The following is a 13,403-nucleotide window of genomic DNA, read 5'->3' on the forward strand; positions in this document are numbered from 1 at the left end:
CGCGGGGCGAAAGGACGGATATGCAGTTCCCCGGCGCCTCCGGTGTCGACATCGTCTCCGTGTACGCACAGCTCGCCGAGGACGGCGCCACGTTCCTCGCCGTCGTGGCGCTCCTCTATGCGGTCGGTCGCCTGCTGGTCGTCCCCGGCGTCCGCTGGGGGTTGGAACGGTCCGCGCTCAACCGGACTGTCCAGAGCGCGCTGGTCAGCGGCGTCCACCTCCTCGTCGTCGTGTCCAGTGTCATCGTCGGCGCGAGTACGGCCGGCTTCCGCGGAAGTCTCGCGGGCACCACGCTCGTCGCAGCCGGCATCACCGTCGCCGTCGGCCTGGCCGCACAGGACGTGCTTGGGAACTTCGTCTCGGGGGCGTTCATCGTCAGCGACCCCGACCTCAACGTCGGCGACACCATCGAGTGGGAGGGCAAGCGCGGGACGGTCGTCGATATCGACCTGCGCGTGACCCGCGTGCGGACGCTGGACAACGAGCGCATCATCGTCCCGAACTCGGAGCTGGCGACGACGGCGGTGACCAACCAGACCGTGACCGACCCGGTCGGTATCTCCTATCAGTTCGGCGTCGACTACGAGACGGAGCTCGACGAGGTCCAGGGGATTATCCGCAACGTCGCCCGCGACCTCGACCACGTCGCCGAGCGGCCCAGGCCGACCGTCGCCGTCGACGAACTGACGGCGAGTTCGGTGCTCGTCGTCGCACGTATCTGGCTCCCCATCGAGCGAAAGAACCGCGTGCCGGCGGTCCGGGCGGCGTTCATCCGGAACGTCCACGAGGCCTGCAGGGCCGCCGGTATCGACCTCAGCGAGGACTCGGGGACCGAGCTCTCCGGCGAGGTGACGGTCCACGAGCCGTCAACGGACGAGTCCCCCTCAGGGTGAGCAGAGTCCATCAAGCAGGTGGACGGCGCCGGCCTTGTCCAGCGGGTCGTTGGCGTTGCCACAGTGGGGCGACTGCACGCAGGCCGGACAGCCCGCCTCGCAGTCACAGGAGCGAAGCATCGACAGCGTCGTCGCCATCAGCGGCGCCACGTCGTGGTAGGCCGCCCGGTTGAGGCCGATACCGCCCGGATAGCCGTCGTAGATGAAGATGGTCGGCTCGCCGGTGTGGGGGTGTTCGGGAGTCGAGAGCCCGCCGATATCGCCCCGGTCACAGAGATACTCGAAGGGGAACATCGATATCATGGCGTGTTCGGCGGCGTGGATGGCGCCGGGGAAGTCGCCGATGTCCGAACCGCCGTCGGTGGCCGCGTCGGCCTCCTCCGACGCCGTGTCGGCCCTCGCGCCGTACTCGCCGGCGCGGATGTCGCCTTCGAGGTCGTCGGGGACGGTGTAGTACATCGCCTTCGTCTCCAGGCTCGTCTCGGGGAGGTCGAGGGGGCGCTGTCCCAGTACCTCGCCCGAGGAGCCGTCGCGGCGCTCGTAGCCGGTAATCTGTTTGCGCATCGTCACTGACGCGAAACGGACCGGCACGTCCTCGCGCGTGGGGAGGGGACGCTCCTGTAAGTCGGCCTCGACCGTGATGGTCTTGTCGTGGAGGACGCGCGTGTAGTAGTCCGCCCAGGTCCGGTCAAGCTGTGCGACGCCGGCCGAGAGGTCGAGGTCGGTCACCTCGTACCGGCGGCCCTGGTGGTGGTAGATGGCGCCCGGATGGGCGTCCCGCAGGGCGTCCTCGAAGGGGAGTGTCGCGATGACGTCGCCCTTCGCGACCAGTTTCACCTCGCGGTCGTCGACCGTCCGGAGGCTCATGTCGTGGTGGGGCCGGCCGTTCGATGTCCAGCGGACCCCCTTATCGGTGGTCCGGCGGTCCAGTTTGCCGGCCGATTCGAGGTCCGCGACCACATCGGGGAACGTCGCGCCGAAGTGGCGGTCGTCGTCGGGGGAGAGCCAGTTCTCGCCCGCCGCCGCGAGCACGTGGTCGGGCAAGAGCTGGTCGTTCTCGGGGTTCGTGACCGCCTGTTCGGCGGGCCGCTCGAACAGCGTCTCGGGATTCCGCAGGACGTACTGGTCGAGCTGGTCCTCGCCGCCGACGAGCGCGACCAGCGCGGGGTCGGTATCCCGGCCCGCGCGCCCGGCCTGCTGGAAGGCCCGCATCCGGGTTCCGGGGTAGCCGTCGATGAGCACGGCGTCGAGCCCGCCCACGTCGACGCCCAGTTCCAGCGCGCTGGTCGACCACACCCCGCGGAGGTCCCCCGACTGGAGCCGCGATTCGAGTTCGCGGCGCTTCTCGTTGGTGAGGGCGGCCTGATACGCCCCCACGCCGTCGGCGAGGTCGTGGTGGCCCCGCGAGCGGAGTTCGTCGGCGCTGTCCCCGGCGTAGCGCTCGGCGGTCTGGCGGGAGCCGGCAAAGACCACGGTCTGGAGGCCCCGTTCGACGAGGTCGACGAACAGCCGCTTGGTCTCGACGTGGCTCGACTTGCGGCGGCCGCTGCCCCATCCCTCCCCTGTGTCGTACTCGGGCGGGTTCCACAGCAGCCAGTGGCGCGGGCCGCTGGCGGAGGCGTCCTCGTCGACCAGCGCGAAGGAGTCCTCGGACTGGCCGGTCACCGTCGCGGCGTGTTCGACGGGGTTGCCGATGGTCGCCGAGCAACAGACCCACTCGGGGTCGCTGTCGAACCGCTCGGCGATGCGCTGCAGGCGGCGCATCACGAGCGAGACGTGGCTCCCGAAGATGCCCCGATAGCCGTGGACTTCGTCGATGACGACGGTCTCCAGGCGCTGGAAGAACCAGTCCCACAGCCGGTGGGCGTGGGGGAGGATGCCGTAGTGGAGCATGTCAGGCGTCGTCAACAGGACGGTGGGCTGGCGCTCGCGGATGGCCTCCTTCTCCGATTTGGACTGGCGGCCCGTGTACTGGGCGATCGAGACGCCGGAGGCAAAGCCCAGTCCCTGTGCCAGTTCCGAGAGGGTCTCGGTCTGGTCGTTGATGAGCGCGACCTGCGGGGCGACGTAGAGCGTGGTCGCCCGCCTGTCCAGCGCCCGCTCGAAGGCGGGGACGGTGTATGCCAGGCTCTTGCCGCTCGCGGTCTCGGTCGCGAGGACGGCGTTGTCGCCGTCCCTGACAGCGTCGATAGCCGCGGTCTGGTGGGCGTAGAGGTCGGTGATACCTTCGTCGGCAAGTACCCCGGCGAGCCGCGAGTCGAGGTCGCAGTCGGCCGTCGTCGCCGCCCGGCCAGGGACCGTCCGCTCGTCGACAATCTGGCCCTCGTAGTAGGGCCGGTCGCGCAGCCACGCGATAGTCTCGTCCACGGACGGGGTTGGGCCGGGGAGGCTATCGGTCTTGCCCTTCTGCCGACTCGACGCGGCGGTCACCGCCTGCGTTGGCGCCCGAGGGGAGCACAGCAACGGCCTCGGGCAGTGCGTCGACAGTCGCCACCGTCGTCCGCGGTGACCCGATAGCGGGGAGGTCCGCCCCGTCGACGGCGACGACCCGGTCGGCCGCGGCGAGGACCGACTGGTTCGCGTCGGTGATACCGCCGGCCGCGACCGCCGCGTCGGCCGCCCGGGCCAGGTCGGTCGCCCGCTCGCGGGAACTATCGTCGACGCCGGCAAACGGCGGAACGGTGACGGCCTCGCAGTCGAGTTCGCGGGCCCGCTCGGCGGCCGCGTCGCCGGCGGGAACGACGCCGACCGAGACGGTCGCGCCGGCGGCGACCAGTCGGGCCACGACCGCGGCGGCCGGCCCGCCGGTGCCGACGACGTGGACGGTCCGGTCGACCGGCTCGCGGTCGGCGAAGGGAGTCACGAGCGGCGCGTCGGCCCCCGGCTGGTCGGTGACGAGCGTCTCGGCGTCGAAGGCGTCCCGGAGCGTCGGTCGCTTGAGCACCTCGCGTGGGTCGCCGGCCGCCCGGACGGTGCCGTCGGCCAGCAAGACGAGTTCGTCGCAGTAGCGCGCGGCGAGATTGAGGTCGTGGATGGCCGCGACGGCGGTCTTGCCCTCCCGGGCGAGGGCCGCGACCAGCTCCAGCGTGTTGACGGCGTGGTTGATGTCCAGACTCGACGTTGGTTCGTCGAGTACCAGAACAGGCGTCTCCTGGGCGAGCGCGCGCGCAAGCAGCACGCGCTGGCGCTCGCCGCCCGACAGCGAGGTGACGGGCCGGTCGGCAAAGCGGGCCACGTCGGCCCGCTCCATGGCGGCCGCGACGGCGTCCTCGTCGTCGCCGTCGGCCCGCTCGAACCGGCCGAGGTGGGGAGTCCGTCCCATCTCGACGGTCTGGCGGACGGTGAAATCGAACGAGAGCGTCGTCGCCTGGGGCGTGCTGGCGACGCGCCGGCTCACCTGCTTCGAGGAGAGGCCCGCGATGGGGTCGCCCGCGACGCGGATGGTTCCGCTGTCGGGCGAGAGCGTCGCCCGGAGCACCCGCAGCGTCGTCGTCTTGCCGGCGCCATTGGGGCCGACGAGGCCGACGACGGATCCACGCTCAGCGGTCAGCGACACGTCCGAGAGTATCGCTGTCCCGCCCAGCGAGACGGAGATGTCCTCTGCGCTGAGCATCGGTGTTGGCTCTCCATCCTGGCCCGGCTCGGAGTCGCTCATAGCTCGTGGACCTCCCGCTGGCGCAGCAAGTAGAGGAAGAAGGGCGCACCCAGCGCGGCGGTGACGATGCCGACCGGCACCTCGGCGCTGCCCGAGCGGGCCAGCGTGTCCGTCGCGACGAGGAAGGAGGCCCCGGCCAGCGCCGAGGTCGGGAGGAGGATTCGGTGGTCCGGTCCCACGAGCAGCCGCATCACGTGGGGGACGATGAGGCCGACGAAGCCGATGATACCCGCGACGGCGACGCCGGCCGCCGTCGCCAGCGCCGACAGCGCCAGCAGTATCCGCTTGGTCCGTTCGACCTCGATACCGAGGCTCGCGGCGTCCTCCTCGCCCAGCAGCATGACGTTCAGGTCCCGGGCGTAGAGCAACAGCAGGGCGAACGGGACGACGACGAGGGGGAGGCTCGACCACACCTCGGGCCAGGACGCCCCCTTGAGGTGCCCCATCAGCCAGAACAGCGCCCGGCGGATGCTCTCGCCGGCGTTGAGCAGGAGAAAGGAGACGACCGCCCCGAGAAACGTCTGGACGGCGACGCCGGCAAGCAGGAGCGTCGCCACGGGCGTCCGGCCGTTCTCCGTCGCGATGAGGTAGACGCCGAATGCGGCGACGAGCGCGCCGGCAAAGGCCGCCCCGCGCAGCCCCAGACCGAACGGCAGGGAGCCGCCGACGACGATGAAGCCGACGGCCCCGACGGCCGCGCCCGAGGAGACGCCGATTATCGAGGGGTCTGCCATCGGGTTCCGGAAGATGCCCTGCATGATAGTGCCGGCCGCGGCCAGCGAGAAGCCGACGATGGCGGCAAGCAGCACGCGCGGGAGCCGAATCCCCAGCACTATCTGTTCCTGGAGCCGCGAGACCTCGAACCGGAAGAGCGGGACGGTCGTCACATCGGCGGCCGCCCCCGAGAACTCGACGGCCGTCGGCACCGCGACGGCGTTGAGAAGCACCCGCGCGACGTCTCCCGGCGGAACGTACACCGGACCGACGGCTGCACTCGCCGTGATGACGGCGACCAGCAGCCCCGCGAGGGCCAGCGACCACGCGGCCGTTCGTCCGGGGGTTCGCACGGCTGAAAACCGACTTGCAGTAGGTAAATATTTATTGTTACTCCGCCCCCGGACAGACGATGCGACGATTCGCGATACTCGTTGCCGGACTCCTCGTGCTCGCGTCGCTTGCGACCCCGGTGGCCGCGAGCACGCAGACGGCCGGCCAGAACTGTTCGTTCCCGGTGACGCTGACCGACGCGACCGGGACCGAGGTCACGCTCGGCGAGCGCCCCGACCGGGTGGTGACGACGAACCCCTCGGCCGCCCAGACGATGTGGGAGATCGGCGGCCGCGACCAGGTCGTCGGGCTCAGCCAGTACGCCTCGTACCTGGAGGGCGCCGAGCGCCGGACGAACGTCTCGGCCAGCTTCGGCGTCAGCGTCGAGCGCGTGGCCGGGACGAACCCGGACCTCGTCCTCGCGCCCAACGCCAGCGCGGGCGACGTCGAAGGGCTCCGCAACGCGGGCCTGACGGTGTATCACCTGCGGGAGGCCAAGACCGTCGACGACATCGCCGAGAAGACGGCGACCATCGGCCGCCTGACGGGCAACTGCGAGGGCGCGGCCGAGACGAACACCTGGATGAACGCGAACGTCGACACCGTCCGGAGCCTCACCGCCGACATCGAGGACCGGCCGAGAGTGCTGTACTCGCTGGGCGGGGGCTACGTCGCCGGCGGCGACACCTTCATCGACGAGCTGTTCGACGTCGTGGGCGCCGACAACGTCGCCGCGCGCGACCACACCGGCTACCCACAGCTCAGCGACGAGGTCGTGTTACAGCTCGACCCGGAAGTGCTGGTCGTCACCGAGCGCACGGCCGGCATCGCGAGCGAGGAACCGTTCGCGAGCACGCGGGCCGGGCAGACGAACGCGACCGTTCGGGTCAACGTCCGCGACCTCAACCAGCCGGCCCCGCGCAGCGTCGTCCACGTGACCCGCAACCTGACCCGACAGCTGTACTTCGGGCCGGACGCGGCCGCCAGCGCGACCGGGACGGCCACGCCGACGGCGACGACCGACGGGAACGGCCCCGGCTTCACCGCCGTCGGTGCAGTCGGTGCCCTCGCTGGAGCGGTGCTGCTCGCACGCCGACGGCAGTGAGTCGCGGCCGCGCTGTCGCGTGGTTCAGTCGGCTCACTCCGCCGCGGAGACGTCGACGATGTCGTCGGGCACCGCCGGGACCGCATCGCCGCCGATACCCAGTTCCTCGCGGACGAGGTCCGTGGCCTCCCGTATCGCGCCGACGCTGCCCAGATACCCTGCGCCGACAGTCGTTTTCAGCGCCAGCGCCGGCCGGCCCGTCAGGACCGTGGGGCCCACTTTCGCCACGGCGTCGTCGCCGACGGAGACGAGCCAGCCGGGCACGTTGAACCGATATCGGGCGAGCCGGGGCTCGAACCCGCCGCCCCCGTTGCGCCGGTGTTCGACCAGCGCCGCGACGTTGTCGGCGGCCACACTCGCCTCGCGGATAGCCGCCGACGCGCTGGCCGGGACGGCCGCGCCGTCGCTGTCGACGACGCGGGCCGCATCGCCCACGGCAAAGGTCGACGCGCCCAGTCTGAGGTCCGCGCGGACGACCGGCCGCTCGTCGTCCAGAGCCGGCGACCCCCGGATACCGCCGGTCCAGACGAACTGGTCGTAGTCGAGCGCCTCGCCGGTGTCGAACGTGACGGCCTCGGCCTCGGCCCCCGAGACGCCGGTCCCGGTTCGGACCGACACGCCGGCGTCGAGCAGGGCGTCGTGGACGGCTCGCTGGAAGGCGGCGGGGAACGCCGGGGCGACCTCGGCGGCCTGTTCGAGCAGACAGACCTCGACGTCCATCCCCTCCTCGTCGGCCAGCGCGGCCAGTTCGCCCGCGACCTGCACACCCGAAAGGCCCGCGCCACCGACGACCACGCGGTCGCCGTCGGCCAACTCCAGGAAGTCCCGACGTATCTCGCGGGCGTCCGCCAGGCGTTTCAGCGGCGTGGCGTGCTCTCGGACCCCATCGAGCCCGTAGAAAGCGGTCCGGGCGCCGAGACAAACCGCGCCGACATCGTACTCCAGCGTCTCCTCGCCGCCCGTCGGCGTTTCGAGCGTCGCGACGCCGGCGTCGGCGTCGACGTCGGTGACCGTCGCTTGCCTGACTTCGCAGTCGAGCGCGTCGGTGAGCGAAACGGTGATTTCGTCGGCCAGTCCCGGCCGGCGGACCGCCCGGTGGAGCTCGTGTTGCACGAGGTGGTCGGTCGACTCGTCGACGACGACCAGGTCGGCGTCGGCGGGAAGGGTCCGTTCGAGCGTTCGGGCGAGTGTCAGACCGGCGTAGCCGGCTCCGAGAACGGCGACACGCATTGTGTCGTCATCTTGGCGTCGAGACCGATTAACCCTGTGCCAACGGCCGGTTCAGACGCGGTCGAGCGCCGCCTCCGGAACCGGGAGGACCAGCCCGTAGACGATGCGGTGGCCGATGAACCCGAGATAGAGGCCGAAGAACGCGTCGTAGTACCACCGAATCGTCGACGGGGCGACGTACATCGGAGTGAGAACGACGGCGACGACGACGGTGGTGCCCGCCACGAGCACGAGCGGGTGTGCACGGCCGTAGTCCCGCGCCGCGTACAGCCACGCCGGGAACGCCTCCCGCTCAGAGAGGTACTGGCTACCGGCGGCCACCAGCGCGACGACGGTCATCACCGGGATGTCGACGAGCGTCGGGAGTCGACGCCAGGTGAGGGCAAAGACCCCGAGTCCGCCGAGACCCAGAGTGAAGTGGCTCAGGAGGAGTCGCCGTCTGGCGTCCATCACTGTCGAGTGGCCGTCGTGAGAATGAAAAGTCTTTTCGTCCGCTCAGAACAGCGCCTCGGATTCGTCCAGCACTTCGGCGGGACCGCCGACCTCCCAGACACGGGTGTCCACACCGCAGTCGGCCACGGCGTCTTCGACGCGGTCGACGTACTCTTCGGTGGTGTTGACATAGGTGCTGGCGCCGGTGTCGACGGAGAAGTAGACGGGGATGTCCTCCTCGTTTCGGAGTTCCCGGACGGTGTTGAAGATCTCGATGGTCCGTGGCTGCCAGTACACCCAGCCGGCGGGGCCGGTCATCGTCGTCGCCGCAAGCGAGAGGGAGTCGTGTTCGGCCAGTTCGAAGGCGCGGCCGAAGTCGGCGTCGTAGAGGGCATCGCGCATATCGGATATCTGGCGCTGGATGTGGGCCATCCGGGCCTGAAACATGTGGCTGTCGGCGGCCTCCTTGTGGGCCTGCTCGGTCTCCTTGTAGGAGGGGACCATCCCGGCGACGATGCGCAGGTCGTCTTCGAGGTCGGTCTGGATTCGCTCGCTGCGACAGTCACGGTCGTTGACGCCGGTCTTGAGGTGGGAGAACGCGCCCGTCACCGCGCGGGCGGCCGACGCGGAGCCCCGGCGCGCGACCGTCGATATCTCGGGGTGAGTCATATCGAGGCCGGCCGCTTCGACCAGCGCCATCGCCGCCGCGGCAAAGCCCGACGAGGACGAGCCAAAGCCGATGTTCGTCGGGAAATCGTTGGTCGACTCGAACCGCACGCGGTGGTCGATACCGGCCAGCTCCCGGACGTAGTCGACGACCGAATCGATGCGCTCGGCGCCCCGCCCCTCGACTGCCTCGCCGTCGATGACGTAGCGGTCGGCGTCGAGCGACGGGTCGAACTCGACAGTGGTCTTTGTCCGACTCGGCGCCGTACTGACGGAGATGCTGTCGTGGTACGGCATCCGCCGCGCCTCGTCGCGCATCCCGTGGTACTTCACCAGCCCCTGGATAGGGTGAGCCTTCGCGGTCGCTTTCATACCTCACCGTTCCGGGCCGGTCACTTTGCTATTGCGAACCGGGCCGGCTCCGCGCGTTCGTCTGTATCGAGCCGCGATACGACCATACCAAATTCTAATGTCTCCAGTCTAGATTTGTTTTTCTGTATGTTCAACCAATTATACGGCGTTTAATCCCCAATGAATGCTAGCTATTGTCTGAGAAACTTTAAGACCGAGTCGCGTCATCTCTCAGTCGAGGACACGATGTCATACACCTCCCTCACGACGGCGCTGACGCTGTACCGCGGCGGAACCCTCAGCCTGAAGCAGGCTGCCAGCTACGGCGGGGTAGAGACCGGCAAGCTGGCCTCGGAGCTTCGCTCGCGGGGCTTTGACATCCGCGAGGAAGACTGGGACGTCCTGGCCGAGACCGCGAACTGAGCGGCCCCGGAGCGGGCGCTCTGGGAGCCGACCGCTGAAAACTCAGCCGCTCGGCACCACGTCACGAGGCCCTCAGACACGTGACCGGGCCAAGTTTCCGTCCCCACAGCGGGTGTGCGTTGCCGGCTGGTCGGCGGGCTGGGGCGTTGCCCAGCCGTCGGGTCCGATAAGAGCCGGTGGACGAGTCAGTCAGGAAACTAGCTCGTCGACCGAGCCCTCGATTTCCTCGACCTGTTCGTACTGTTCGTCGGCAACGGCGCTCAGGTCGGAGAGCTGCTGTTTCAGCGTGGCAAGCTCGTCAGCCGCCTCGTCAATCGTCGCAGCCACCTCTTCGGTGCTTGCGGCGTGGTCGTCGGTGGCGTCGGCCACTTCCTCTGCGGCGGTTGCGGTTTCGTTGACCTGCTCGTGTATCTCGTTCAGGGAGTTGACTGTCCTCTCGACCGCGTCGATTGCATCGGCGATTTCGTCAGTTGTCTCTCTGAGTTCGGCCGCGGTCCGTTCGGTGGCGTCGACCATCTCGGTGACCATCTCCTCGATTTCGCTGGCCTGGGTCTGTGACTCCTCCGCGAGCGATTTGACCTCATCGGCGACGACCGAAAACCCCTCGCCGGCTTCGCCCGCACGCGCGGCCTCGATACTCGCGTTCAGTGCGAGCATGTTCGTCTGGTCCGCGATGTCGTTTATCAGGTCGATGATCTCGCTCATCTCGTCGGCCTGGTTGGTGAGATCGTCGATCGTGTCCCCGACGGCACTGGCCGACTCCCGGACGCCTTCCATCTGGTCGATGGCAGCCTCGGCGGTCTCTTCGCCCTCCTGAGCCCGTGACTGTGCTCGCTTTGCGGACTGGCTGACCTGCTGGGTGCTCGACGCGATCTCCTCTATCACCGCCGATTGGCCAGCGACTTCCTCCGAGACCTGGTCGACCCGGTCCGTCTGTTGCTTTGCGAAGGTCTCGATACTGTCGGTGAGCGCGACGATGTCGTCGATCGCATCAGACAGGTCCGAAAGCTCGCCACGGACCGTCCCGCTGACCTGTTCCTGAAGCGTTTCGAGTTGCCGCTGCTGTTCGATATGTTCGGAGACGTCAGGAGCGACCTCAAACGCGCCGACCACCGTACCGTCGGGACCCCGAAGCGGCACTCCGTAGGTCTGGAATATCGCGTCCGTCGTGGGGACTTCCCGGACGCCGTCCTCCTGAATAACGTCCCCGGTGCGCGCGACCGTCTCTGCGAGCGTTTCGTCTTTGTTTTCAGTGCCGATAACGTCGTACGCGTTCTCGCCGAGCGCGTCCGCCGAGGGGATGTTCAGGTGAGCGGCGAGCTCGTCGTTCCAGTGGGTGAGCGTCCCGTCAGCCGTCGTCACCAACACCCCCTCGGGAAAGCTTTCGACGAGCTGGTCGAACATGGCCCGCCAGAAGTCCCGCTCGTGTCGGAGTCGCTCGGGTTCGTCCTGTGCAGAGAGCTCCGAGTCGGCCGCGTCCGTGTACGAATCCCAGAGGTTATCGCTCAGACTCCCACCTTTTTCCACAGAATCAGTCTCTCCCTGTTCGATTGAACTCATCGGCAAGATAGGACTTCTGAATTGATAAAAACCATTTCCTGCAATTATCAAGGCTGAAACTGTCGGAGTCGTTGTGGTGCAGGCTGATCGAACCCTGGGCACCCGACGCAAGCGTCCCTACTACGGAAAAGGCTGATGAGCCGGAGTCGTCACTCGCGGTCGGCGTTGGCCGACCCCGACGGCTGACACGCTCAGTACTCCGGGCTCTCTTCCCGAACGCCCTCGCGCTTGTTGACCAGCCGGGCGAGCGTAAAGAGCGTATCCGAGAGCCGGTTGAGGTAGATGATGGCCGTCTCGTTGACGCCGGCCTCCTCGGCGGCCAGCGAGACACAGCGTCGCTCCGCCCGGCGACAGACCGCCCGCGCGTGGTGGAGCTTCGCGCCCGGTTCCGACCCCGAGGGCAGTATAAACGACGACAGCTGGTCCAGCTCCTCGTCGGCCTCGTCTATCATGTCCTCGATCTCTTCGACGTGGTCCTCGGTTATCTGGGGGTCGTCCTCGTCGGGGCTGGGGTTCGCGAAGTCGGCCTGGACGATGTGGAGGTGGTTCTGGACGGTCCGCAGGTCGTCGTCGATGTCGTCGTGCCCGGTCGGCCGGACGACACCGACCAGTGCGTTGACCTCGTCGACGGTGCCGTAGGCCTCGATACGCCGGGAGTCCTTGGAGACGCGGTCCATCGTTCGCAGGTCGGTCTGGCCCTGGTCGCCGCGGCCGGTGTAGATGGTCATGTCGATGGCTGGGGCTGCCATGGCCTTATATGCTCGCCGGCGACCCGACACCGTCGCGTCACAGCCGCCGTTCGAGTTCCGACAGCGCTGCGGGCGAAAGAGCCACGTCGGCAAGCAGTGCCGCCCGCTGGTCGGCGTCGCCGTGGCCCGCGACGAAGCCGTTGAGCCGCGCCGCGACGGTCGAATCGACCAGCGACGGGCCGTAGATGTCTGCCAGCTCGTCGCCCAGTACCGGCGTCGAGCGCAGCTCGTACTTCTGGTGGTAGTCCTCGGCCAGCGTGAAGGCGTCGAGCGACTCGACGGCCGTCTCGACTGACTGGCCGGTTCGCTCGGAGAGCGCTGCCGCCGACGCCTCGGCGGCCGCCCGCTGGGCGTCGTCGTGGACCAGCACGACGCCGCGGTACTGGCGCTTGTGCGGCGCCGAGAAGGGGTCGTGGTTCGCCCAGAAAACGTCCAGCAGCTCCTCGTAGCCCACCGCGTCGGGGTCATACTCGACCTGTACCACCTCGGTGTGGTCGCCCAGCGAGTAGTAGCTCGGGTCCGGCTCCGTCCCGCCGGCGTAGCCGGCGCGGGTCCGCACAACGCCTTCCATCGCCCCGAACCGGGCGTCGGGCCCCCAGAAACAGCCCATCCCGAACGTCGCGGTGTCCGTTTCGGCGGGCGAGAGTGCATCGGCGTCGACCGCCAGCGCTGTCAGTGGCGCCTTGTCGTCCTCGACCGTGGTCATACCCCTGGTAGGGGGGCGGACGGTTTGCGTGTTCGGGTCCGAGAGCGGATACTGATAGCACCGGTCCCGACCGCTCCGGCAGACGCAGTACGTGTCAGAACCGGGAGCTTCAATGGCGCGGGCGTACAACCGGTTGCCATGAGCCTCGAACTGGAGCACTACTGCCCGAAGTGCGAGGAGTACAGCGAGTTCTGGAAGGTCGCCAGCACGACGATGCATCTCGGGCGGAAAGTCAAGTGGCACTGCGGGGAGTGTGATTACGGGTTCGTCCGCATCGACGGCGAAGTCGATACGGCACAGAGCGCCTGAGAGATATATAGCTGTACTGAGAGGTCTTAGAAGGCGTTTTACCGCTCCTCCCGGTTGCCCCAGATGCAGGATGAGCCTGGACCCGACAGGAGCGGCCGCGGACGCAACCGACCGACCGGACGTGGAACTGTCACTGACCGTGGTCCGCTACGCGGACGAGCCGGACCGCTGTACCATCTACCCGCCCGAGGCGACGGGTGACGCGCGGATGTCGACGTGGCTGAGTGCGGACTACGGGGCGTTCGTCGACCTCGCTGCCATGCAGTGACCGTGGGTT

The 13,403-nt window shown here is 68.5% G+C and carries 14 protein-coding genes; 5 read left to right on the forward strand and 9 right to left on the reverse strand.

The window, feature by feature from the left end:
* The first annotated feature begins 20 nt into the window (after positions 1–20).
* On the forward strand, positions 21–893 hold the full coding sequence (locus VJ162_RS08880; protein WP_324663747.1) for a mechanosensitive ion channel family protein: 873 nt from the start codon (positions 21–23) through the stop codon (positions 891–893).
* On the opposite strand, the gene VJ162_RS08885 is transcribed toward VJ162_RS08880, so the two are convergent.
* Genes VJ162_RS08885 through btuC form a run of 3 tightly spaced genes read right to left on the reverse strand, consistent with a single transcriptional unit; the run spans position 885 to position 5,615 of the window.
* Positions 885–3,260: a DEAD/DEAH box helicase gene (locus VJ162_RS08885; RefSeq protein ID WP_324663748.1), complete on the reverse strand. Its 2,376-nt coding sequence runs from the start codon at positions 3,258–3,260 to the stop codon at positions 885–887. The genes VJ162_RS08880 and VJ162_RS08885 overlap by 9 nt on opposite strands.
* A 22-nt stretch (positions 3,261–3,282) precedes the next feature.
* The gene (locus tag VJ162_RS08890; RefSeq protein WP_324663749.1) at positions 3,283–4,548 is read right to left on the reverse strand and encodes a heme ABC transporter ATP-binding protein; all 1,266 of its coding nucleotides are present in this window, start codon (positions 4,546–4,548) and stop codon (positions 3,283–3,285) included.
* On the reverse strand, positions 4,545–5,615 hold the full coding sequence (btuC, locus tag VJ162_RS08895) for a vitamin B12 ABC transporter permease BtuC (protein ID WP_324663750.1): 1,071 nt from the start codon (positions 5,613–5,615) through the stop codon (positions 4,545–4,547). Before btuC ends, VJ162_RS08890 begins: the two co-directional genes overlap by 4 nt.
* A 59-nt stretch (positions 5,616–5,674) precedes the next feature.
* On the opposite strand from btuC, the gene VJ162_RS08900 reads away from it, so the two are divergent.
* Positions 5,675–6,700, forward strand: coding sequence for a PGF-CTERM-anchored ABC transporter substrate-binding protein (locus tag VJ162_RS08900; protein ID WP_324663751.1), 1,026 nt, complete (start codon positions 5,675–5,677; stop codon positions 6,698–6,700).
* Between the two features lie 33 nt (positions 6,701–6,733).
* On the opposite strand, the gene VJ162_RS08905 is transcribed toward VJ162_RS08900, so the two are convergent.
* The 3 genes from VJ162_RS08905 to mvaD are packed head-to-tail and all read right to left on the reverse strand — an operon-like array spanning position 6,734 to position 9,400.
* Positions 6,734–7,930 carry an NAD(P)/FAD-dependent oxidoreductase gene (locus VJ162_RS08905; RefSeq protein WP_324663752.1) on the reverse strand — a complete coding sequence of 399 codons (1,197 nt, stop codon included), beginning with the start codon at positions 7,928–7,930 and terminating at the stop codon, positions 6,734–6,736.
* Between the two features lie 51 nt (positions 7,931–7,981).
* Positions 7,982–8,380 carry a hypothetical protein gene (locus VJ162_RS08910; RefSeq protein WP_324663753.1) on the reverse strand — a complete coding sequence of 133 codons (399 nt, stop codon included), beginning with the start codon at positions 8,378–8,380 and terminating at the stop codon, positions 7,982–7,984.
* 45 nt (positions 8,381–8,425) lie between these two features.
* Positions 8,426–9,400, reverse strand: a complete 975-nt coding sequence (mvaD, locus tag VJ162_RS08915) for a phosphomevalonate decarboxylase MvaD (RefSeq protein ID WP_324663754.1) — start codon at positions 9,398–9,400, stop codon at positions 8,426–8,428.
* 225 nt (positions 9,401–9,625) lie between these two features.
* Between mvaD and VJ162_RS08920 the strand changes: the two genes are divergently transcribed.
* The gene (locus VJ162_RS08920) at positions 9,626–9,802 is read left to right on the forward strand and encodes a DUF7317 family protein (protein ID WP_324663755.1); all 177 of its coding nucleotides are present in this window, start codon (positions 9,626–9,628) and stop codon (positions 9,800–9,802) included.
* A gap of 189 nt (positions 9,803–9,991) precedes the next feature.
* Here the strand turns inward: VJ162_RS08920 and VJ162_RS08925 are convergent, their stop codons facing one another.
* From VJ162_RS08925 to msrA, 3 genes are all read right to left on the reverse strand, one after another.
* The gene (locus VJ162_RS08925; RefSeq protein ID WP_324663756.1) at positions 9,992–11,362 is read right to left on the reverse strand and encodes a methyl-accepting chemotaxis protein; all 1,371 of its coding nucleotides are present in this window, start codon (positions 11,360–11,362) and stop codon (positions 9,992–9,994) included.
* A gap of 191 nt (positions 11,363–11,553) precedes the next feature.
* Positions 11,554–12,090, reverse strand: coding sequence for a cob(I)yrinic acid a,c-diamide adenosyltransferase (locus VJ162_RS08930; RefSeq protein ID WP_324663773.1), 537 nt, complete (start codon positions 12,088–12,090; stop codon positions 11,554–11,556).
* A gap of 58 nt (positions 12,091–12,148) precedes the next feature.
* Positions 12,149–12,817 carry a peptide-methionine (S)-S-oxide reductase MsrA gene (msrA, locus tag VJ162_RS08935; RefSeq protein WP_324663757.1) on the reverse strand — a complete coding sequence of 223 codons (669 nt, stop codon included), beginning with the start codon at positions 12,815–12,817 and terminating at the stop codon, positions 12,149–12,151.
* A gap of 138 nt (positions 12,818–12,955) precedes the next feature.
* Between msrA and VJ162_RS08940 the strand changes: the two genes are divergently transcribed.
* A complete protein-coding gene (locus VJ162_RS08940; protein ID WP_324663758.1) occupies positions 12,956–13,126 on the forward strand; it encodes a DUF7838 family putative zinc beta-ribbon protein in 171 nt (56 codons plus the stop codon).
* Between the two features lie 70 nt (positions 13,127–13,196).
* Positions 13,197–13,394: a DUF7511 domain-containing protein gene (locus tag VJ162_RS08945; RefSeq protein WP_324663759.1), complete on the forward strand. Its 198-nt coding sequence runs from the start codon at positions 13,197–13,199 to the stop codon at positions 13,392–13,394.
* The last annotated feature ends 9 nt before the right edge of the window (positions 13,395–13,403 follow it).

The organism is Haloarcula sediminis (genome assembly GCF_035656455.1).
Classification (GTDB): domain Archaea; phylum Halobacteriota; class Halobacteria; order Halobacteriales; family Haloarculaceae; genus Haloarcula; species Haloarcula sediminis.

Coding starts and splice junctions, on each gene's coding strand:
- VJ162_RS08905 (WP_324663752.1), bottom strand. CDS start 7,930: ATGCGTGTCGCCGTTCTCGGAGCCGGCTACGCCGGTCTGACACTCGCC.
- VJ162_RS08920 (WP_324663755.1), top strand. CDS start 9,626: ATGTCATACACCTCCCTCACGACGGCGCTGACGCTGTACCGCGGCGGA.
- VJ162_RS08945 (WP_324663759.1), top strand. CDS start 13,197: ATGAGCCTGGACCCGACAGGAGCGGCCGCGGACGCAACCGACCGACCG.
- VJ162_RS08940 (WP_324663758.1), top strand. CDS start 12,956: ATGAGCCTCGAACTGGAGCACTACTGCCCGAAGTGCGAGGAGTACAGC.
- msrA (WP_324663757.1), bottom strand. CDS start 12,817: ATGACCACGGTCGAGGACGACAAGGCGCCACTGACAGCGCTGGCGGTC.
- VJ162_RS08910 (WP_324663753.1), bottom strand. CDS start 8,380: ATGGACGCCAGACGGCGACTCCTCCTGAGCCACTTCACTCTGGGTCTC.
- VJ162_RS08900 (WP_324663751.1), top strand. CDS start 5,675: ATGCGACGATTCGCGATACTCGTTGCCGGACTCCTCGTGCTCGCGTCG.
- VJ162_RS08925 (WP_324663756.1), bottom strand. CDS start 11,362: ATGAGTTCAATCGAACAGGGAGAGACTGATTCTGTGGAAAAAGGTGGG.
- mvaD (WP_324663754.1), bottom strand. CDS start 9,400: ATGAAAGCGACCGCGAAGGCTCACCCTATCCAGGGGCTGGTGAAGTAC.
- VJ162_RS08930 (WP_324663773.1), bottom strand. CDS start 12,090: ATGACCATCTACACCGGCCGCGGCGACCAGGGCCAGACCGACCTGCGA.
- VJ162_RS08890 (WP_324663749.1), bottom strand. CDS start 4,548: ATGAGCGACTCCGAGCCGGGCCAGGATGGAGAGCCAACACCGATGCTC.
- VJ162_RS08880 (WP_324663747.1), top strand. CDS start 21: ATGCAGTTCCCCGGCGCCTCCGGTGTCGACATCGTCTCCGTGTACGCA.